This is a genomic window from Methylobacterium nonmethylotrophicum (assembly GCF_004745635.1).
Classification (GTDB): Bacteria; Pseudomonadota; Alphaproteobacteria; order Rhizobiales; family Beijerinckiaceae; genus Methylobacterium; species Methylobacterium nonmethylotrophicum.
Genome location: NZ_SRLB01000017.1, coordinates 87,478 through 107,561, shown reverse-complemented (window position 1 = coordinate 107,561; position 20,084 = coordinate 87,478). Strand labels below are relative to the sequence as shown.

18 protein-coding genes are annotated in these 20,084 nt (G+C 73.0%); 8 read left to right on the top strand and 10 right to left on the bottom strand.

All coding sequences use genetic code 11. The features are described from left to right. The first annotated feature begins 113 nt into the window (after window positions 1–113). A complete protein-coding gene (locus EU555_RS22365; RefSeq protein WP_135417438.1) occupies window positions 114–338 on the top strand; it encodes a hypothetical protein in 225 nt (74 codons plus the stop codon). Window positions 339–563: 225 nt separating this feature from the next. Here EU555_RS22365 and EU555_RS22360 read toward each other — a convergent pair whose 3' ends face one another. From EU555_RS22360 to EU555_RS22335, 6 genes are all read right to left on the bottom strand, one after another. After that, a complete protein-coding gene (locus EU555_RS22360; protein WP_135417437.1) occupies window positions 564–1,409 on the bottom strand; it encodes an aminotransferase class IV in 846 nt (281 codons plus the stop codon). Then, complete coding sequence (locus EU555_RS22355; RefSeq protein WP_135417436.1) at window positions 1,396–2,007, bottom strand: anthranilate synthase component II; 612 nt, start codon at window positions 2,005–2,007, stop codon at window positions 1,396–1,398. The genes EU555_RS22360 and EU555_RS22355 overlap by 14 nt, the downstream gene beginning before the upstream one ends. Continuing rightward, on the bottom strand, window positions 2,004–3,392 hold the full coding sequence (gene pabB / locus EU555_RS22350) for an aminodeoxychorismate synthase component I (RefSeq protein ID WP_135417435.1): 1,389 nt from the start codon (window positions 3,390–3,392) through the stop codon (window positions 2,004–2,006). The genes EU555_RS22355 and pabB overlap by 4 nt, the downstream gene beginning before the upstream one ends. 84 nt (window positions 3,393–3,476) lie before the next feature. Beyond that, window positions 3,477–3,707 (bottom strand): hypothetical protein, encoded by a 231-nt coding sequence (locus EU555_RS22345; protein ID WP_135417434.1) that lies wholly within the window; start codon window positions 3,705–3,707, stop codon window positions 3,477–3,479. Next, window positions 3,700–6,960 carry a hypothetical protein gene (locus EU555_RS36310; RefSeq protein WP_167858637.1) on the bottom strand — a complete coding sequence of 1,087 codons (3,261 nt, stop codon included), beginning with the start codon at window positions 6,958–6,960 and terminating at the stop codon, window positions 3,700–3,702. The genes EU555_RS22345 and EU555_RS36310 overlap by 8 nt, the downstream gene beginning before the upstream one ends. A gap of 4 nt (window positions 6,961–6,964) precedes the next feature. Next, entirely contained in the window at window positions 6,965–7,546 is a 582-nt protein-coding gene (locus tag EU555_RS22335) for a hypothetical protein (RefSeq protein ID WP_135417433.1), read from the bottom strand. 174 nt (window positions 7,547–7,720) lie between these two features. Here EU555_RS22335 and rimO point away from each other — a divergent pair, with 174 nt between their 5' ends. Beyond that, window positions 7,721–9,037: a 30S ribosomal protein S12 methylthiotransferase RimO gene (gene rimO, locus EU555_RS22330; RefSeq protein WP_135417432.1), complete on the top strand. Its 1,317-nt coding sequence runs from the start codon at window positions 7,721–7,723 to the stop codon at window positions 9,035–9,037. A gap of 119 nt (window positions 9,038–9,156) precedes the next feature. On the opposite strand, the gene pncA is transcribed toward rimO, so the two are convergent. Together pncA and EU555_RS22320 are read right to left on the bottom strand one after the other, a co-directional pair. Beyond that, the gene (gene pncA / locus EU555_RS22325) at window positions 9,157–9,786 is read right to left on the bottom strand and encodes a bifunctional nicotinamidase/pyrazinamidase (protein ID WP_135417475.1); all 630 of its coding nucleotides are present in this window, start codon (window positions 9,784–9,786) and stop codon (window positions 9,157–9,159) included. A 62-nt stretch (window positions 9,787–9,848) separates the two neighbouring features. Beyond that, window positions 9,849–10,823 carry a quinone oxidoreductase family protein gene (locus tag EU555_RS22320; protein ID WP_135417431.1) on the bottom strand — a complete coding sequence of 325 codons (975 nt, stop codon included), beginning with the start codon at window positions 10,821–10,823 and terminating at the stop codon, window positions 9,849–9,851. Between the two features lie 133 nt (window positions 10,824–10,956). On the opposite strand from EU555_RS22320, the gene EU555_RS22315 reads away from it, so the two are divergent. Beyond that, the gene (locus EU555_RS22315) at window positions 10,957–12,168 is read left to right on the top strand and encodes a UbiH/UbiF family hydroxylase (RefSeq protein ID WP_135417430.1); all 1,212 of its coding nucleotides are present in this window, start codon (window positions 10,957–10,959) and stop codon (window positions 12,166–12,168) included. 213 nt (window positions 12,169–12,381) lie between these two features. Here EU555_RS22315 and EU555_RS22310 read toward each other — a convergent pair whose 3' ends face one another. After that, window positions 12,382–13,602: a patatin-like phospholipase family protein gene (locus EU555_RS22310; RefSeq protein WP_135417429.1), complete on the bottom strand. Its 1,221-nt coding sequence runs from the start codon at window positions 13,600–13,602 to the stop codon at window positions 12,382–12,384. Window positions 13,603–14,142: 540 nt separating this feature from the next. Here EU555_RS22310 and EU555_RS22305 point away from each other — a divergent pair. The 3 genes from EU555_RS22305 (at window position 14,143) to EU555_RS22295 (ending at window position 16,803) form a co-directional block, all read left to right on the top strand. Continuing rightward, complete coding sequence (locus EU555_RS22305; RefSeq protein WP_135417428.1) at window positions 14,143–15,198, top strand: HpcH/HpaI aldolase/citrate lyase family protein; 1,056 nt, start codon at window positions 14,143–14,145, stop codon at window positions 15,196–15,198. 140 nt (window positions 15,199–15,338) lie between these two features. Beyond that, entirely contained in the window at window positions 15,339–15,704 is a 366-nt protein-coding gene (gene hspQ, locus EU555_RS22300; protein ID WP_135417427.1) for a heat shock protein HspQ, read from the top strand. 289 nt (window positions 15,705–15,993) lie between these two features. After that, on the top strand, window positions 15,994–16,803 hold the full coding sequence (locus EU555_RS22295) for a class I SAM-dependent methyltransferase (protein WP_135417426.1): 810 nt from the start codon (window positions 15,994–15,996) through the stop codon (window positions 16,801–16,803). Window positions 16,804–17,026: 223 nt separating this feature from the next. Here EU555_RS22295 and EU555_RS22290 read toward each other — a convergent pair whose 3' ends face one another. After that, window positions 17,027–17,776, bottom strand: coding sequence for an invasion associated locus B family protein (locus EU555_RS22290; RefSeq protein ID WP_135417425.1), 750 nt, complete (start codon window positions 17,774–17,776; stop codon window positions 17,027–17,029). Window positions 17,777–18,077: 301 nt separating this feature from the next. Here EU555_RS22290 and EU555_RS22285 point away from each other — a divergent pair, with 301 nt between their 5' ends. Together EU555_RS22285 and EU555_RS22280 are read left to right on the top strand one after the other, a co-directional pair. Further along, window positions 18,078–19,448, top strand: a complete 1,371-nt coding sequence (locus EU555_RS22285; protein ID WP_245524436.1) for an AMP-binding protein — start codon at window positions 18,078–18,080, stop codon at window positions 19,446–19,448. A gap of 199 nt (window positions 19,449–19,647) precedes the next feature. Beyond that, window positions 19,648–19,992, top strand: coding sequence for a hypothetical protein (locus EU555_RS22280; RefSeq protein WP_135417424.1), 345 nt, complete (start codon window positions 19,648–19,650; stop codon window positions 19,990–19,992). Window positions 19,993–20,084 lie beyond the last annotated feature (92 nt).

Here is a 20,084-nt window from a genome sequence, read left to right as displayed (position 1 = left end):
GGACGCACAGTCGCCTAACCCCCCGGGTGCTTGTCCTCGGGCACGGAGTCGTGTCTGGTTCCAGACAGAGGGCGCGCCGCATATGCTCCCCGGATGTATGAGTTGGAGGCTGCGTGGAGCCGCAGGGGACGCCGACGACGGACGACCCGACGATCGCGGAGGCCTGCCGGGGCGTCGAGCGCCAGCTCATGCTGCTGGACGAGCGCCGGCGCCAGGGGCTGCCGACAGGGACCATCGAGGAGGCTCTCCGCGCCCTCTGGATCGATCTCGGCCTCGCCTATGCCCGCGAGGCGGTGCGTGTGGCGGAGCTGCGTCACCGGGTGGCGGGGCCGGAGTGAGATCCGGATTTCTTCCGGGTCTTTCGATAATTAGCGCCCGAACCCTCCCCGCTCTGCGGGGGGGCCCACGAAGTGGGGCGGGAGAGGGGAGCCACGCTTCCGGAGAGGCCGCAACCATCCTGACGAGCGCTTCCTGGATCAGCGTCGCGCTGCCCGTCTCGGCGGGACTGTATCCCGCTGGGCTCGCCACCCTCCCCCGCAGAGGGGGAGGGTTTGGGCGTTGTCTCACCCCTCCGGCGCCACCCCGCAGGCCTGCGCGATCTCCCGCGTCAGCGCCTCCTGCAAGGCCCGCACCGCCGGATGCCCGGCGCTCGAGAAATCCCGCTCCCCGATCCGCCGCACCGGCGCGATCAGCCGCAGGGAGTTGGTGACGAACACCGCCTCGGCCCCCGCGAGGTCCGAGGTCGACATCGGGCGCTCGGCGGGCTCGAAGCCGAGGCCGGGGGCGAGGGCGAGCACCCGGGCGCGGACGATGCCGGCGAGCACCCCCTCCTCCAGGGGCGGCGTGACGACCGCGCGGCCGAAGACCGCCCACAGGGTGCCGGTGCCGGCGCAGGCCACCCGGCCCCGCATGTTGAGGAACAGGGCTTCGTCGTGACCGTCCCGCGCCGCCGCCTCGGCGGCCAGCACCGCGTCGAGGTAGCCGAGCGTCTTGTGGCGCGCGGCCGGCGAGGTCTCGTTGCGACGGATCGCGCTCCAGCCGAGGGAGAGTTCCGAGAAGACCGTGCCGAGCCGCAGCGGCGCGGCGCTCGCCCACAGGACAGGGCGCGGCGCCGACGGCGGGCGCAGGCCCCGCGGTCCGGGGCCGCGGGTCACGGTGGTGCGGATCGCCGCCCGCTCGCAGCGCGCGGCCAGGGTCCGCATCGCGGCGCGGGCCTCCTCGATATCGAAGGCGAAGCCGAGCGCCGCGGCGGCCTCGCACAGGCGCGCGAGATGCGCAGCCTCCGCCACCACCGTGCCGCGAAGCGACAGCGCGGTGTCGAACACCCCGTCGCCGAGCAGGAGGCCGCGGTCGGACAAGTCGAAGGGCGCGCGCGTCCCCTCCTGCACCGCCCCGTCACGCCACAGCACGGCGCGGTCCCCCTTCCGCGTGCCAGCGCCGGGCGAGGCCCAGGAAATTGCCGAGCAGGGCGTGGCCGTGCGCGGTCAGCACCGATTCCGGGTGGAACTGCACCCCGTAGGTCGGGTGCCGGCGGTGGGAGAGCGCCATCACCTCGCCCTCGGGCGAGACGGCGTCGACCGTGAGGTGTTCCGCCATCGCCGGCTCCGGCGCCACGATCAGCGAGTGGTAGCGCCCGACCGTGAGCGGCGCCGGCAGGCCCTCGAACAGGCCCCGCCCGCCATGGTCGATGGCCGCTGCCTGGCCGTGGAGCGGGCGGACGGCGCGCGCGACCCGGCCGCCGAAGGCCGCCCCGATGCATTGATGCCCGAGGCAGATTCCGAGCAGGGGCACCTCCCCCGACAGCGCGCGGATCGCCGGCAGCGACACCCCGGCCTCCGCCGGGCTGCACGGCCCGGGCGAGATCACCACGGCCTGCGCGCCTGAGGCCCGGATGCCCGCGACGTCGAGGGCGTCGTTGCGCGCCACCCGCACCGGGGCGCCGAGCTCCTCGAGGTAGCGCACCACGTTGAAGACGAAGGAATCGTAATTGTCGATGACGAGGATCATGGCGCCTCCCCGCTCGCGAAGGCCGAGAAGACCCGCTCGGCCTTGGTCAGGGTCTCGCGGTACTCGGCCTCCGGGTCCGAGAGCAGCGTGACCCCGCCCCCGGCCTGCAGCACCGCGCGCCCCTCGCCGATCAGCACGGTGCGGATCGCGATGCTGGTGTCGAGGCTCCCGTCGAAGCCGATCCAGCCGATCGCCCCGCAATACAGCTCGCGGGCGTCGCCCTCGATCTCCGTGATGATGTCCATGGCGCGCAGCTTCGGCGCCCCGGTGATCGAGCCGCCCGGGAAGGTCGCGGCGAGGAGGTCGAGACCGTCCGTCCCCTCCTTGAGCGTGCCGGTGACCGCCGAGACGAGGTGGTGGACCCCCGCATAGGTCTCGAGCCCGCACAGGGACGGCACCGCGACGCTGTGGGGGGCGCAGATCCGCGACAGGTCGTTGCGCAGGAGATCGACGATCATCACGTTCTCGGCCCGCTCCTTGGCACTCGCCACGAGCGCCTCGGCCCGGGCCCGGTCCTCGGCCGGATCCGCGGCGCGCGGGGCCGTGCCCTTGATCGGCCTCGTCTCGACGTGCCGGCCGTCGAGGCGCAGGAACCGCTCGGGCGAGGAGGAGGCCACCGTGACCCCCGCGCATTCGAGATAGGCCGCGAACGGCGCGGGGTTGCGCGCCCGCAGGTGCCGGTAGAACGCGAAGGCGTCGAAGCCCGGCGGCAGGGCCGCCTCGAAGCGCTGGGCGATGTTGGCCTGGTAGATGTCGCCGGCCCGGATGTAGTCCCGCACCCGCTCGACCGCCAGGGCGTAGCGCTCCGCCGTGAAGTTCGAGCGCCAGGCGAGGGCCGCGACCGGGGCGGGTTCGGCCGCCGGCTCGGGCCGGCCCAGGGCCTCCTCCAGGGCGTCGAGGTCGGCCTCGGCCTTGCGCGCCCGGGCGCCCGGGCCGGTCTCGGGAAAGCCGGTGGCGATCAGGTGGCAGGTCCCGGCCCTGTGATCGAAGGCGACCACGCTGGCGTAGAGGTTGAAGGCCATGTCGTCGGTCAGGCCGGCCCGCCGGGCCGGCGGCGCCACCCGCTCGAGGTTCGCGCCGAAATCATAGGCCACGTAGCCGATCGCTCCGCCCTGGAACGGCGGCAGGCCGGGCTGCGGCGCGCTGCGGAAGGGCGCCAGCACCGCCCGCAGGGCGTCGAGGGGGGCGCCCGGCACCGGGTCGCCGTTCCAGAACGCCTGGTTGCCGCGCACCCGGAACGACCCGAACGGGTCGGCGGCGAGATAGGACGAGCGCCCGACGGCGTCGTGCCGCATGGCGCTGTCGAGGAGCGCGAGGCCAGGCCTGCCGCGCAGGCGGGCGGCCGCGGCGGCGGGATCGAGCGGGGGGACGAGGCGGCTCCACATGGCGCCGTGATAGCGGAGGCCGAGGCCGCAGCGGAAGCCGGTTCGCCGGGGCGGACGGCCCGTGGAAGGGGACGTCCGGAGGCGTCAGGAGCCTTTCGTCGTCTCCGCCTTCCCGCCATAGGCGGAGCTCTCATCCACCGCCCGGCTCATCCGCCGCACCGCGTCGCCCAGCGACCGGGCGGCGAAGATCGTCTCCGCGCCGGACGAGAGGGACGACGTGGTCGGCTTGCCTTGCTTGACGACGAAGCGCGGCACGTTGCCTAGCCCGAGGCTCTCCAGCTTGCGGATCACCTTGTCGTCGAAGACGTCACTCATCGCCTCTCTCCAACCTGACTCGTGGCGTGCCGCCGTCCCGGCCAACCAGGTCGAAGGCGTTCCGTTCCGCCAACCAGCCGATCAGCCTGGCCGAGCGCCATAGCTCGAACTCATTGACTGCCAGGATCCCGGTCGCATCCGGCGGCGGCGGCGCGTCTGCGAGATCGGCAGTGTCGTCCTTGAACCATAGCACGCCTGCGCGCTTCGGTCCCGCATCGCGGGCGGCCCGCACGAAATCGTCGAGACCTTTCGCACCGCCGACCTGCTCGGCGGCCGCCGCGACGATATCGCGATCGAAGCCGAGAGCCGCAAGGGCGGCGACGAAGGCCCAGCGCGGCGGCTGCGGGACGCTGCTGTCCAGGTTCTCGTCGTCCGGGCCGCCTTCGACCGGAAAAGGGGATGCACGCTGGGCCAGCGCGCTCCATTCCGCGACGGTAACCGTGCCGAGGCGGCGGCGCAGAAGGCCGCCGGGCCATGTTCCATGCACGGCCTGCACGACGTCCTCGAGTGAGACGGCGCCGGGTGACGGTTCGGGCTCGGCGAGGAAGCTCAGGACGCGCGGCCGCCAGGCCTCCCACCGCTCGATATCGTTTCCGTCGCGCGGCGGGGCGACGAGGGCCCGTCCCGCGCCACGAATCCTCTCCCGCCAGTCCCGCACGCTCCCGGGATCTGCCGCGAAGGGCGGCGGCACGGTCACGCCGGGTGGGACGTCGTTCAGGATACCGTCCAGCAGCGTGTCCAGGGAGGCGCCGGCTGCGGCGCGGTCCACCTCGTCGATGCGCAGGTGCCGCAGGACGGCGCGCAATCCGTCCTCGGTCTTGCCGCTCGTCCCGACGACCGTCCGGGCCAGGAGGATCGTCCATCCCAGAATATCGCCCGCCGCGACGCAGGTCTCCACGAACGCCCTGACCAGCGACCCGTCTTCCGCCTCCGCGCGGCCGGCGCGGATCCGGGTCGACGCCTCGGCGAGGGGCTGCTCCGCCGCCGATGCCGCCAGCACCCCCGCGTCGATCAGCGCCGCGGGCGTGACTCCCAGATCCGCGAAGCTATCCAGCAGCGCGTCGGCCGTCTCCAGCAAGGCCGCCGCATCCGCCGTGACCGCCTCCTGAGACCTCCTGGCATGCCGCGCGCCGTAGCGGTCGACCTGGAAGGCGTACCGGCCGTTCGCCACCTTCTCGACGAGGCCGGTGATGCCCTCGGGCATCAGCCCGGCGCCGACGATGCCCTCGAAGGCCGCGAGCCCGGCGGCGACGAACGTGTCGTCCGGCCCGATGCCGGCCAGAAGCTCCCGGCGGTGCGGCGTCCAGTACCCGGCAGCCGCCTTCTTCAGGGCGTCGAAATCCGCCAGGAGATCGGCCAGACCGATCGCCGAGCGCGACAGCAAGGCGAGGTCCTCGGGGGAGAGGGCGTCGGTGGTCGCCACGCCCCGCGGGGCCGCCCGTGCGGGAGGCGGGTCGGGCGGTTCGCTCGGCGGGTCGGCCTCGGCCGGCGCCGGGGCGTCGCTGCGCGTCCTGAGATAGGCGGCGAGGGCCACGGGGCCGAGGCTTACGTCCTCCTCGCCGCTCTCCCACGCGGCGGAGAGCCGGTAGAGCGCGTCGACGGCGAGTTGCGCGAAGAGCGGGTCCGCGGCGATGCGCACCGACAATTCGGGCCCGTCGAGGCAGAGGTCGACCGCGACCTGCACGCTGGCCTGAAGCCGGCCCTGCACGCTGGCGGCGATTCGCTCGGGCGAGACCCGCATCGCTCCGGCCTCGTCGAAGGCGAGCGACAGCTCGCGCATCAGCGCGATGGAGTTCAGGCGCGAGCGGTGGCGCGCCGCGAACGCGAAGGTCATCCAGGCGGCCGCTTCCTGCGTCGGGCGGGCGGTCTCCGCCGGCTGCACGATCCGCAGGAGGTAGCGCAGGACCTCCGGGGCGCCGTAGTGCACGAACAGGAGGTTGCTGAAATAGGTGAATTCCCGTGGATAGGCCGACTGGCGCATCCGCCACCAGACGTCCTCGTAGTAGGCCCGATTGGTCAGGAAGCAGAAGAAGCCGTAATCGGTGGTCAGGTTCTTCAGCTGGCCGATCAGCTCCTCGACGCAGGCGCGGGTGTCGTCGAGCTTGTCGAGCTCGTCGATGACGAAGACCGGGGCGAGGCCGGCCTCGCGCAGGCGCTGGATCACCTCGGGCAGGTCGCGGTCGAGGGTGGCGAGGGAGAAGTCCCGGATGAAGCGGTACTCGGCCGATTCGTCCCGCCGGTCGGCGCGCGTCGCGGCGAACGAGAAGGTCAGGGCCGAGACGAGGCCGCCGACGAGTCCCGCCGTCGCCGCGTTCGCCGCGCTGCCGCTGACGGCGCCCACCCCGGTCCCGACCGCCGCGCCGACGAGCAGGCCGGACAGCCGATCGAGCACGCCCTTCAGGTTCGCCTCGCCCTTCGCCTCCGCCTTCACGGATTGCTCGCCGGTCCCCTTGCTGACGTGCTGATAGCTGACCGCCCCGATGCAGACCTGGAACGACTGGGCGGCGGTGGCGACCGCCACGATCTCGCGCACGCCCTGGTCGAGGCGGGCAGCCCCGACCTCCGGCCACAGCACGCCCTGGCGCAGCCGCCCGGCGCGCCGGTAGACGGCACGCAGCGCGCCGGGGCCGGGCGCCGTGTCGAGCTCGAGCCGCAGGCGGGCGGCCAGTTCGAGCCCCTCGGCGAGGCGCGCCGTCGCGGCGGGCGAGGCCGGCTGGCCGCCGCGGAGGGCCTGCGTGCGGAACCGCCGGGCCACTTCCGTGGCGAGGGCGCGGTAGAGCGCCGCCATGATCTGGGCCAGGGCCGCCCGGGTGCGGTCGTGCGTCGACGGTTGCGCCGGCTTGGCTGTCGTCGTCTCGGCCTTCGCGGACTCGGCCGCCGCGCTCCCGTCCGTCTTCGGCACGCTCCCCTGTTCCGGCAGCCGGCCCGAGAACAGGCTCGGGCCGTGCAGCCTGACCAGGAGCGGGCGCTGCCGCGCCGGCAGGGGCTGGCCCGCGGCGGCGGCGATCAGGACCTCGTCGGCGACGCTGGCGACCGCCCGGTGCACCAGGGTCGTCTTCCCGGCCCCGCGATGGCCCGCGATCAGGAACGAGCGGCCCTCGACCTCCTCGCGCAGGTAGCGCCAGAGCTCGCGCTCGAGGATCGTCTCGGGAACCGACGCGATGGCGAGCGTCCGGGCCGCGGGGATCCAGGCATCGGGCCCGTATTGCGGGCCGGTCCGGGCGACGTCGATGTCGAGGAGGTGCAGCGGCATCGGTTCACTTCGCCCGGGCCGCGGGCGGTGCGGCACCCGGTGCCGGTGGGGCCGGTGCGACGCCGGGCTTGGCCGTCGCGTCCCCCTTTGCGGCGGGGTCCGCGACCCTGGCATGGAGCGCGACCGCCCCCACCGTCATGCCCCCGAAGGCGAGGGCGCAGAGCAGCAGGGCCGCGGGGGTCGAGAGCTGCCAGCCGCCGACCCCGTGCCCCAAGCCGCCCCAGTCGCTCTCGAGCCGGACCGGCTCGTCCGACGTCCAGATCCGGTGCAGGGCCATCGCAAGGGCGGCCACGGAGGCCGCCCCGAAGGCGAGCCCCAGGAGCGTCGGCAGGAGGCCGATCAGGGGGGTCGAGGCCAGCCCGATCGCGGCGACCGGGATCAGGCCGAGCCCGTACCCGGCGAGGGCGCCCGGCACCAGGCCGCCCCGGACCGGCGTCAGCGCGAGCCCGAGCAGGAGACCGGCGACCGCGAAGCCGGCCATTCGGAGGCCGGCCGGAAGCGCATCGCCCCACGCGGCGGTCGCCGCGCCCAGGATGGCGGCCACCGCGAGGAGAGCGGCGATGAGGAAGACCTGCCCTGGCGACATGCGACCCTCGGCCCGCGAACGCCGCATGGTGCCGCAGATCCGGCGCGCCGCAAACCGCCGGCCCGTGACGCCCGCCCTCCCCTGTGCTAGAGGCCTGCCCCAGCACCCTTCCCTAAATCCTTGATCCCGCTCGCGCCGCCTCGGCCGCGGGCCGGCGTCGCTCCCCTTCCTGCCATGAACGCACCCGCCCCAAAGATCTCCTTCGTGTCGCTCGGCTGTCCCAAGGCGCTGGTCGATTCCGAGCGCATCCTCACCCACCTGCGGGCGGAGGGCTACGAGCTGGCGCGCAAGCACGACGGTGCCGACGTGGTGATCGTCAACACCTGCGGCTTCCTCGATTCGGCGAAGGCCGAATCGCTGCAGGCGATCGGCGAGGCGATGGCGGAGAACGGCCGGGTGATCGTCACCGGCTGCATGGGCGCGCAGCCAGAGGAGATCCGCGAGAAGTACCCGAACCTGCTCGCCGTCACCGGGCCGCAGGCCTACGAGTCGGTGGTGGCGGCGGTCCACGAGGCGGTGCCCCCGGCCCACGACCCCTTCCTCGACCTGATCCCGCCGCAGGGGGTCAAGCTGACGCCGCGGCACTACGCGTATCTGAAGATCTCGGAGGGCTGCAACAACCGCTGCACGTTCTGCATCATCCCGCAGCTGCGCGGCGACCTCGTCAGCCGACCGGCGGCGGACGTGCTGCGCGAGGCCGAGAAGCTGGTGAAGGCCGGCGTCAAGGAACTGCTCGTCGTCTCGCAGGACACCAGCGCCTACGGCATCGACACCCGCTACGCCACGAGCGTCTGGCGCGACCGCGAGGTGCGGGCGCGGTTCTACGACCTGGCCAAGGAGTTGGGCGAACTCGGCGCCTGGGTGCGCCTGCACTACGTCTACCCCTACCCCCACGTCGACGAGGTCATCCCGCTGATGGCCGAGGGCAAGGTCCTGCCCTACCTCGACATGCCGCTCCAGCACGCGAGCCCGACGGTGCTCAGGCGCATGCGCCGCCCGGGCAACCAGGAGAAGATGCTGGAGCGCATCCGCTCCTGGCGCACCACCTGCCCGGACCTCGCCATCCGCTCGACCTTCATCGTCGGCTTCCCGGGCGAGACCGACAACGAGTTCGGGGAGCTGCTGGCCTGGCTCAAGGAGGCCAAGCTCGAGCGCGTCGGCTGCTTCCAGTACGAGCCGGTCCGCGGCGCCCCCGCCAACGCGATGGCCGAGGCGGTGCCGGACGCGGTGAAGGCCGAGCGCCAGCGCCGCTTCATGGAGACCCAGCAGGCGGTGTCATTGAGGCTCCAGAAGGCCAAGGTCGGCAAGCGCCTGCCGGTCCTCATCGACGCCGCCGGCCCGACCGTCGCCAAGGGCCGCTCGAAATACGACGCGCCCGAGATCGACGGCAATGTCCACGTCGCCTTCCGCCGCCCGGTCCGGGTCGGCGACATCGTGACGGTGAAGATCGAGTCGGCGGATGCCTACGACCTGCACGGGGTGGCGGTGTAAAACGCACTGCATCGTGCGCATCTCCCCTCTCCCGCCCGCGGGGAGAGGGGGAAACCCGCGCCTTTGGCACGACGTGAAGCTGTTGGTCCGTGCGTGCGCCTCTGCGACCTGGGCTGCATTCACCCCCCGATCGCCCCGCTCTCCACCCGCTCCACCCCCGCCGCCGCCATCGCGTCCCAGGCCCGCGCCAGCGACCCGCCGAGGTCGATCGCCCGGCAGGCATCCTCGACCACCACCGCCTGGAAACCCGCCTCCCGCGCGTCGAGGGCGCTCCAGCCGACGCAGTAATCGGTGGCGAGCCCGCACAGGACGACCCGGGTGAGGCCGCGCTCGCGCAGGTAGCCGGCAAGCCCGGTCGGGGTGGTGCGGTCGGCCTCGCGGAAGGCCGAGTAGCTGTCGATCCCGCGCCGGTAGCCCTTGCGGAGGACCAGCTCGGCGTGGGGCAGGTCGAGCTTCGGCGACAGCGCGGCGCCGGGCGTGCCCTGGACGCAGTGCTCCGGCCACAGCACCTGCTCGCCGTAAGGCAGCCGCACCGTCTCGAAGGGCTGCCTGCCCGGGTGGCTCGTGGCGAAGGAGGCGTGGCCCGCCGGGTGCCAGTCCTGGGTCAGGACGACGTGGTTGAATTGGCGGGCGAGCGCGTTGATCGGCGCGATCACCGCGTCCCCGTCCGGCACCGCGAGCGCGCCGCCGGGCAGGAAATCGGCCTGGACGTCGATGACGAGGAGCAGGTCGGTCTCTGTCGGGCGCATCACGCTCAAGGTCTCCGCCGATCCGGGGCGCGAATCGCCCCGGATGCCGCTGCGTCAGGCTATCAGGGATGCATCACCGTGGCGCCGGTCGTCTGGCGCCCGGCGAGGTCGGCGTGGACCTTGGGCGCGTCGGCGAGCTTGGCGCGGGTGTGGACCGGGATCTTCACCGCGCCGCTGCCCACCACGTCGAACAGGTCGGCAGCCATCTCCTCCAGCGTCGCGCGGTCGGCGGCGTGGGTGAACAGGGTCGGCCGCGTGGCGTAGAGCGAGCCCTTCTGGGCGAGGAGGCCGATGTCGAAGGCGGCGACCGGGCCGGACGCACTGCCGAAATTCACGAAATAGCCGAACGGCCTGAGGCAATCGAGGGAGGCCGGGAAGGTCGCCTTGCCGACGCCGTCATAGACCACCTGGCAGCCCTTGCCGCCGGTGATCTCCTTGACCCGGGCGGCGAAATCCTCGTCGCGGTACAGGATGACGTGGTCGCAGCCGTGCTCGCGGGCGAGCGACACCTTGTCCTGCGAGCCGACGGTGCCGATCACCGTGGCGCCGAGGTGCTTGGCCCATTGCGTCGCGATCAGCCCGACGCCGCCGGCGGCGGCGTGGAACAGGATCGTGTCGCCGGGCTGGACCCGGTAGGTGCGCCGCAGCAGGTACTGGGTGGTCAGGCCTTTGAGCATCATCGCGGCGGCGGTGTTGTCGTCGATGCTGTCCGGCAGGCGCACCACGGACTTCGCGTCGATCACCACCTCCTCGGCATAGGTGCCGGAGGCCGAGCCGTAGGCGACCCGCTCGCCCGGCCTGAAGCCGGTCACGCCCTCGCCCACCGACACCACGGTGCCGGCGCCCTCGTTGCCGGGGGTGAAGGGGAGCTGGGGCGCCTTGTACTGGCCGGAACGGAAGTAGATGTCGATGAAGTTGACGCCGATCGCGCTCTGGCGCACCCGGATCTGGCCGGGGCCGGGCTCGGCCACCGTGACGTCCTCGTAGCGCATCACCTCGGGGCCGCCGTACTCGTGAATCCGGATCGCCTTGGGCATCGCCCGCTCCCATGTCGCTCTTGGTGGCGGGCGGGATCATAGGTGGCGGCGGCGCTTCGGCAATGGCCGGGATGGCGGACGAGCCCTGCATGACCCAGATCTGACCCAGGATCGTTCGAGGAGAGCCCGTGTCGTGAGTGAGACCGCCGCTTCCACGCCCGAGGGCGACATCTACGACGTGGCGGTGGTCGGGGCCGGCGCGGTCGGCCTGGCGGCCGCCCTGGCGCTCGCCCGCGAGGGCCTGCGCACGGCGCTCGTCGGCCGCCACGCCCCCGTGGCCGACGGGCGCACCGTGGCGCTCCTCGACGGCTCGGTGAGGCTGCTGCGCGCCCTCGGCGCCTGGGAGGCGCTGGAACCGCAGGCGGCGGCGCTCGCCGAGATGCACCTGATCGACGACACCGGCAGCCTGTTTCGCCCGCCGCCGGCCCGCTTCGTCGCCCGCGAGATCGGCCTCGACGCCTTCGGGTGGAACGTCGAGAGCGCGCGCCTCGTCGAGACCCTGCGGGCCCGCGCCCGGGCGGTGCCGGGGCTGACGCTGATCGAGCACGACGCCGCCGGGCGCACGCTGCAGGAGGACCGGGCGGTGCTGGCCCTGGAAGGCGGCGGGAGCGTCGCGGCGCGCCTCGTGGTCGCGGCGGATGGCGGCGGCTCGCCGTTGCGCGAGGCGGCGGGCCTGACGGCGCAGCGCTGGACCTACCCGCAGAAGGCGCTGACCACGATCCTGGCGCATACCCGCGACCACCGCGAGATCTCGACCGAGTTCCACACCCGCGAGGGGCCCTTCACCCTGGTGCCGCTGCCGGGCGGACGCCGCTCCAGCCTGGTCTGGGTCTCGGCCGAGGCGCGGGCGGAGCGCCTGATCGCCCTCGACGACGCCGCGCTCGCCGCCGCGATCGAGCGCCAGGCGCAGTCGATGCTGGGCGCGATGCGGATCGATGGGCCGCGGGGCCTGGTGCCGATGCGCGGCCTCTCGGTGCCCCGGCCGGTGGGCCCCCGCCTCGCGCTCGTCGGCGAGGCCGCCCATGTCTTCCCGCCGATCGGCGCGCAGGGGTTGAACCTGGGGCTGCGCGACGCCGCCGCCCTGCGGGACGCGGTGGCGGGCGCCCGCGATCCCGGTGCCGAATCGGTGCTGTCCGGCTTCGCCCGCGGCCGGGCCCTCGATGCCCGCCTGCGCACGACGGCGGTCGACACCCTCAACCGCAGCCTGCTGACCGCCTTCCTGCCCGGCGACCTCGCCCGCGGCATCGGGCTGCTGGCCCTCTCGACCATCGCGCCGTTGCGCCGCCTGGTGATGCGCGAGGGCGTGACGCCGCGGCTGGGCACGCCGACTCTGATGCGGGGGTGAGCCGCACAAGGTCCACCCCACCCACACCCTCATCCTGAGGTGCGAGCTTAGCGAGCCTCGGAGGCCTCCAGATCCCACCGAGATGACTGGAGCCCTCCTTCGAGGCCGGTCGATCGCAGATCATGCGATCTGCGATCGACCGGCACCTCAGGATGAGGTCGTGGGTGGGATGATGTGAATTCGGGACATAACCTGACAAATACTTGAAACGTATCACGGCGCGCTGCTGGCACTCCGCCGGGTCGAGCTGGTGGCCAGCGTGTCGGGCGACCAGTCGAAGGCGGTGCCGGCCTTCCCCAGCCGCTCGCCATGGGCGAACAGCGCCCGCATGTAGCCCTGCTCGAAGGGCGCCTGCGAGGTCTGGGGGAAGCGCTGGTCGATGGTGGCGACGTGGATCGCCGTGCCGGTGCGCGCCGCGAAGGCCCTGGTCACCGCGATGGCGCCGGCGGTCTGGGCCTTGATCATCGCCGAGAGCGAGCGGCCGAGGATGCTCAGCATCGAGCGCTGGGCGACCTGGAAGTCCGGCGCCTGCGCGGTGTTGACGACGACGTAGATCGCCGGCGCCGGGAGCTTGTCCTCCTCGGCCGGCGCGCCGGCGATCGGCCCGAGCAGGGTCCGGCCGGGGGCGACGAAGAACGGCGCGGTGGCGCCGCCGTCGGCGTGCATCTCCTGGAAGCGCTTCGCCCCGGGGCCGACCGAATCGATCATCACCGGCGGGAAGATGCCGGGGATCGCCGCCGAGGCCAGCATCACCTCGCGGAAGAGCTTGAGCCCGGCCGGGCCGCCCGCGGCCGCGATGGCGCCCATGTCCCACAGGGTGGGGCGCAACGAGTCGAGCTCGGTGGTCACGACGAGGAGGCGCCGGCCCTTCCGGTGCTCCGCCGCCACCGCCGCGAGCAAGGCCGGGGTGACGCTGCGCTCGATGCCACGCTTGAGCGGCCAGGTGTCGGTCAGGCTCTCCGGGCCGCCGCCGAACTCGAACACGTCCGCGGCCGAGGTCTCGGTATAGGCCTTCTCCAGGGCCGCGTCCTGCGCGGCGCCCAGGAAGGCGAAGGGCGCGATCAGCGCGCCGGTCGAGACGCCGGTGACGACGCCGAAATCCGGCCGGTTGCCGGCCCGGGTCCAGCCCTTCAGGAGGCCGGCCGCGAAGGCGCCGTTCTCGCCGCCGCCGGAGAGGGCGAGCCAGGGCTCCCGCGCCGCCATCGGCGCCCCGTCGAGAAAGGCCCGGAACGCGGCGGGGTCGTCGCCGGGAAGCCGCACCGTCGCGGCCAGGCCCTCCGGCCGCGCCGCCGCGAGGTCCGCGGCCGTGAAGCTCGCCCGCACGGTCGAGCGCTGGCGGTCCGCGACGGTGCCGGCCTGCGCCGGCATCGTGCCGAGAGCGAGCGCCAGCATCGCGGCGCCGGCCAACCCGCGCCGATTCATCACTCGGGACATGGTGTGTGTCCTCCGCCGCCCGCCTCGCCCGGTGAACGCCGTGTGTGCGCCTGCGTTCCCCTGCCGCATGTGCGAAACGGCACCCGCGCGCAGGGCTCCCCCGGATCCGTGCCGGGTCCCGGCGCGGAGGTTCCGGCCTGCAATCAATCCGGCCGCCGCACCGTTCGGGATTGTCTGTCCCTTCCCAACGCTCTTGATGATAACGCCGAAATCAATCCCCGCAAGTCGACATGCGGTGACTTGCGGGGATTGATCCCAAGACAAGTTCTGGCGCGTGTCCGGCCGCTCCCGACGAAGCCGGACGCCGGGCCACTGCCCGGAGGCAGGCGCCGCCGCGGCGTCCGACGGGGAGGCGCAGCCGTTGCAGGCCGGCACCGCGCGGGCGATCCGGCGCCGGCCTCGGTCCGGAGCCCGACCATCTGCCGAGCCGCCGCCCCTTTACGGCCGCGCCGCCCCTGCACTACCCCTCCGTCACGGCCGGGACCCCGCGACGCGGGCTCGCCGGTGGCCGGCCGTGCCGGAAGGTTGGAGATCCGCCCCATGAAACTGCCGCGCCGCTTCTTCCAGCCCCTGGCCACCGGGGCGCCGGCTCCGTTTCGCGAGCTGCCGGTGCGGCTCGAGCGGATGATCCACTTCGTGCCGCCGCACAACGACAAGGTCCGGGCCCGGGTGCCGGAGCTGGCGGCCCAGGTCGACGTGGTGCTGGGCAACCTTGAGGACGCGGTCCCGGCCGACCAGAAGCTGAACGCCCGCAAGGGCTTCATCGCCATGGCGCGGGACACCGACTTCTCCCGCCACGGCACCGGCCTGTGGACCCGCGTCAACGCCCTCAACTCACCCTGGCTGCTCGACGACCTGATCGAGATCGTGGCCGAGGTCGGGACCAAGCTCGACGTCGTGATGGTGCCGAAGGTCGAGGGCCCCTGGGACATCCACTATGTCGACCAGCTGCTGGCCCAGCTCGAGGCGAAGGCCGGCGTCACCAAGCCGATCCTGGTCCACGCCATCCTGGAGACGGCCGAGGGTGTCGCCAATGTCGACGCCATCGCCTGCGCCTCGCCGCGCATGCACGGCATGAGCCTGGGGCCCGCGGACCTGGCGGCGTCGCGCGGCATGAAGACCACCCGGGTCGGCGGCGGCCACCCCGACTACCGCGTCATCGCCGATCCCACGCCCGGCGCCTCCGAGCGGGCGAGCGTGCAGCAGGACCTCTGGCACTACACCATCGCCCGCATGGTCGATGCCTGCCAGGCCAACGGCATCAAGGCGTTCTACGGCCCGTTCGGCGACTTTTCGGATGCCGCCGCCTGCGAGGTGCAGTTCCGCAACGCCTTCCTGATGGGCTGCGCCGGGGCCTGGACCCTGCATCCGAGCCAGGTCGCGATCGCGAAGAGCGTCTTTGCCCCCGATCCGGGCGAGGTCGCCTTCGCCCGGCGCATCCTCGAGGCGATGCCCGACGGCACCGGCGCGGTGATGCTCGACGGCAAGATGCAGGACGACGCCACCTGGAAGCAGGCCAGCGTGATCGTGAACCTCGCCCGGCTGGTGGCGGCCAAGGACCCCGACCTCGCCCGGGCCTATGGCCTTGAGGGGTGAGAGCCCTCCCGGCATCGTGAGATCAAGGGCGCGGGTCCCGCATCGCGCGGGCCCCGCGCCGGTGCAAACCCACCCCCGTCATCCTATGTGACGCCCGATCCTATCTGAAGCTCTTGCCTCTCGGACAGACCGCCTCCGCCATGCCCGCCCCGCAGCCCGTCGTCGCGCCGTCCGGCGCCGTCATCCGCCTCGCCAAGTTCAACATCGGCGATGTCGTGCGCCACCGGATCTACCCGTTCCGCGGCATCATCTTCGACGTCGACCCGGTCTTCGCCAATACCGAGGAATGGTGGCAGGCGATTCCCGAGGAGGTGCGGCCGTCCAAGGACCAGCCGTTCTACCACCTGCTCGCCGAGAACCAGGACACCGAGTACGTGGCCTACGTCTCGGAGCAGAACCTGGTGCCGGACCGCTCCGGCGAGGCCCTGCGCCACGCCCGCATCCCCGAGATGTTCGAGCGCGACGCCGACGGGGGCTACCGCATGCGGGGCGACGCGGCGAATTGAGGCGCTGGACGCTATCGTCGTCCGTCCGCAGCCTCTTGGGATCCCGTGGCGGGAGCGCGGCGCCTTCGTCGCGCCTCTGCCGGGTCCGTTCCGGCTGACCCAGCGGCGCCCGGCTGTCTCCGCCCTGGCCGATGGCGCCGTGCAACTTATGTGAACGAATGTCGATCGCGTTCTCATAAGATGCCGTCAGTCGATGCAGTCGCTCTTGCAAGCATCCAACTGTCAGTCCCCCATCGTGACGATCGGCCGATCGTCTCGATGATGCTTCCTGCGCGAACGGGAGGTCGTCATGAGCAGCGGGATCCAGCCTCACAATGCCAGGCCGGCCGGCATCTGGAACTCCGGCGGCGGTCGTTACGATGAGATCAGCCGGGGCATCGCCGACAGCATCGCGCATTGCGTGCTGCGCCTGGCCCCGCAGCCCGGCGAGCGGATTCTCGATCTCGCCACCGGGACCGGCTGGACCTCGCGCCTGGTCGCCCGGCGCGGCGCGCAGGTCGTCGGCGTCGACCTTGGCCCCGACCTGATCGCCTTCGCGGCCGAGCAGGCCAGGGCCGAGAACCTCGCCATCGACTACCGGGTCGGCGATGCGGAGAGCCTGCCCTTCGACGACGGCGCGTTCGATGCGGTGATCTCCACCTGCGGTGTGATGTTCGCCAGCCGGCCGGAGGCCGCGGCGGCGGAGCTGGCGCGGGTCTGCCGGCGGGGCGGCCGCATCGCCCTGACCACCTGGACGCCCGACGGCGCCGTGTTCGAGATGTTCACGGTGATGAAGCCCTACATGCCGGCGCCGCCTGTGCCGGCGCCGCCCTCGCCGTTCGAGTGGGGCCGCACCGAGCGCATCGCCGCGCTGCTGGGCCGGGACTTCGACCTGTCGTTCGAGAAGGGCGTCTCGTTCTATCGTGAGCCGAGTCCGGAGGCGGCGTGGGAGACCTTCTCCACCAGCTACGGTCCGACCAAGGCCCTGGCCGCTAGCCTGGACGAAGACCGCCGCGCCGCGCTGCGCCGCGACTTCATCGCCTTCCACGCCGGCTTCCCGACCTCGCTCGGCATCTGCGTGCCGCGTGAGTATTGGGTCACCCGCGGCCTGCGCCGGTAGGCGTCCTGCCACAGGGGTCCTGCCACGCGGAACGCCCCGGCATCGGCGCGGCGATACCGGGGAGTTCGGATGATTCCCGACCTGTCGTCGAGCCGCCGGTCCGGGGCCGGCGCCCCGATGCGGCCTCCCGCGTCTCAGGCCGGCGGCCTCGCTCGGCCGGAGAGTGCTTGACCGAGTATTACTTGGCCGAGGGTTACTTGGCCGAGGGTTACTTGGCCGAGGGTTACTTGGCCGGAGCCGCGGCGGTCGGGGTGCCGCTCTTCTGCTCGAGCTGCTTGCGCATCTCCTCGCTGCGCTTCTCGAGCTCGGCCTGGAGCTTCTTCTGCTGCTCCTCGAGCACCTTCGGGTCGATCGGGGCGCCGTCGAAGGCCTTGCCGAAGCCGGCCAGCGGCACCGCGAAGGTGACCTCGCGCTGCATCTGGTTCTGCACGCTGACGTTGAGGGTCGTGCCCTTCTTCATCGCCGCGATGACGTCGTCCTTCAGGCCCGGCGCCTCGGCGAAGCAGCCGTTCGGGAAGCAGACGGCGTAGCGGCCGGGGGTCGGCTGGCCGCCATCGACCGTGAAGCGGATGCCGGGCTGCAGCAGCAGGCCGAGCGGCATCAGGAAGCGCACGACCTTGGCGCCCTGCGGGCCCTTCATGTCGTAGACCGCCACGGCGAGGACCGCCTGGCCCTGGTCGGAGACGAAGTCGCGGGTGGTGTAGCAGACCTCGTTGCCGCTGCCCTGGTCCTTGCCGCAGACCTTGGTCCAGTCGGCCTGGGACGGCTCGGCCTTCACCTGCACGACCATCGGGCCGGTCTGCTGCGCCTGGGCGGCCGGGGCAGCCTGCTGGGCGGGGGCGGCCGGCGCCGGGGCAGCGGGCTTCTTGGGCTGGGCGAGCGCCGGGGCGGTCGCGAGACCGAGCCCGAGGCCGGCCAGGGCGAAGGCGATGGCGGCCTGGTTCGGGCGCGCGGGACGATTCGCGAAGAACATCAGGAGTGGACCCCTCAAACGGCAAGAACGTCGGTGGCTTTTGCGCGCGAAGCCCGCTGGTGCGGGTGCGCCGGCAGCAAGCGGAGCGCGGCCGAAGGGCTCCGCCCGGCCTCCGGGGCGCCTGCTTTCCCCCGGATTGAGGCGAAGGCAAGGCCTCGGCCGCCGACCGAGGGGCCCCTTAGCCGATCCCATCGCGGACCGCGAGAGGTCCCGGAGGATTAAAACGCCCTTAACCATGTCGGGGCAGGATGCGGGGTGAAAAAGCGCGGGCGGGGTTACGGCGGTGGCGGCTCAGGCGACGGTGAGACGAGACGACGCGCCGTTCCTGCGGGCCGCCACGGCGGCGCCGGGCCGCGAGGCGCCGGCGATCCCGGCCGATCGCGCCGCCGCCATGGGCCTCTGCGCCCTCCTTGCCGCCGTCGCCGACCGGCACCCGACCCGCATCGCCTTCGTCGACCAGGCGAGCAAGCCCGCCTGGTGCGGCCGGCCCGCCATCGCCTGGACCTACGCCGCCGCCCGGGAGATCGTGGCGCGCCTGGCCGAGGGGCTGCAGCAGCTGCGCCTGCCGCCGCGGAGCCCCGTCGGCCTCTGCATGGCCGGCATGGCCGAGGCGCACCTCGCCTACCTGGCGATCGAGCAGGCCGGCCACGTTCCCTGCCTCCTGCCGGTCACCTGGCACGAGGGGCGCCTGCTCCAGGCCGTCGAGGCGGCGCAGGTGCTGGCCGTCCTGACCCAGGGCGTGCTCGGGGCCGAGCGCCCGGCGGAGCGGCTGTGCCGGGTCGCGGCGCGCTACTTCCCCTTGCGCTTCATCGCGGCCTTCGGGCCGCACGTGCCGGACGGCGTGCTGAGCCTCGACCAGATCGTGCTCGACCACCGCGGCGATGCCGCCTCGCTCGGCGCCGGATCGGTGGCGGGGCTCGTGACCTTCGCGGTGCCGGGTCCCGCGCCGGCGGGCCGGCCGGGGGCCGCCGGTCCTCTCCCCGAGCCCGAGGGCGCGCCCCAGGCGGTCTTGCGCGAGGCCGAGGCGCTGACGGCAGCGGCCGCCGCCTTCCTGGTGCCCCTGCGGGCCGAGGCGGGCGATCGGATCCTCAGCCTGCTGCCGCCGAGCGACCTCAAGGGCCTCGCCACCGGGCTTGCCGCCGCCCTGCTCGCCGGAGCGGCCCTCGAGTGCCATCCGGTCTTCGATGCCGGCGCCCTCTCCTCCGCCCTCGACCAGCCGCAGCCGACCCACCTCGTCGCGCCCGCCTGGATGGAGGCGGGTTTTGCCCGCACCACGGTTCCGGGCCGCGTGCGCACCCTCGCCTACGTCCACCGGGCGCCCTGCCGCCTCAGCACCCGCCTGCCGGGACGGCCCGGCGTGGTCGACACGGTCGCCTTCGACGAGGTCGCCCTGCTGTGCGGCCGCCGCGACGCCCAGGATGTCGGGCTCGTGCTGGCGTCCCCCGAGCGGGCCGCATCGGCTCCGGAACGAGCCGCATCGGCCCCCGAGCGGACCGGCCTGCTCCAGCTTCGCCGCGATCCCGACGGCCGCCTGAGCTTCCGCGGTCCGGCCTGCGCGACCCGGATGTTGCGCCGCAGCACCACTCAGGACGAAAATCACGACGGGTGGTCGGCCTCGCGCTTCCGGGCCTCGCTCTTCGCCGGCGTCGCCACGGCGGTGACGGAGATCTGACACCGCGCCGGCACATTTTTCGGCCGGCCCGTCCTGCGGAAAAGTGCGAATGTTCTGAGCCTCTTGCCGGAGGCCGGGCCGGGCCGGGCCGGGATGGGCCGCCCGCCCCGGCCCCGCGACGGCGGTGAACCTTTGTCGGCTCACGGCGTTACTGCCCCGGTGCCTTCACGAGAGGCGCGCGATCGGCTAACGCTTGAACATGGGTGCGCTGCAAAAAGTCCTCGTCGTCGATGACGGCCACCGCGCCGTCGACCGGGCCCTCTCCGCAGAGCTGGCCGAGCTGGGCTATGCCAGCGTCACCGCCTCCCTCGAGGCGGCGGACGACGTCCTGGCGATGATGCCGCGCCCGGCGGCGGTCCTGCTGCATGTTCCGCCCCGCGACACCGGCGGCGCCTTCCGGATGCTGTCGGAGCGCCTGCGCGAGCAGATGCGCAGCGCCGGCGTCCCGGTGATCGAGGTTGACGCCGCGGGCCACCAGACTGGCGCGCCGGTCGATCTGCAGAGCCGGATCGGCACGCGGGTGCTGAACGAGCCGGAATTCTGAGAAGGCCTGCCGAGACCCTCGGGTCTCGCCCTGCCATCCCTCGATCTCATCCTGAGGTCGGGCGGTCGGAGTTGGACGTTCACGTCCGATGC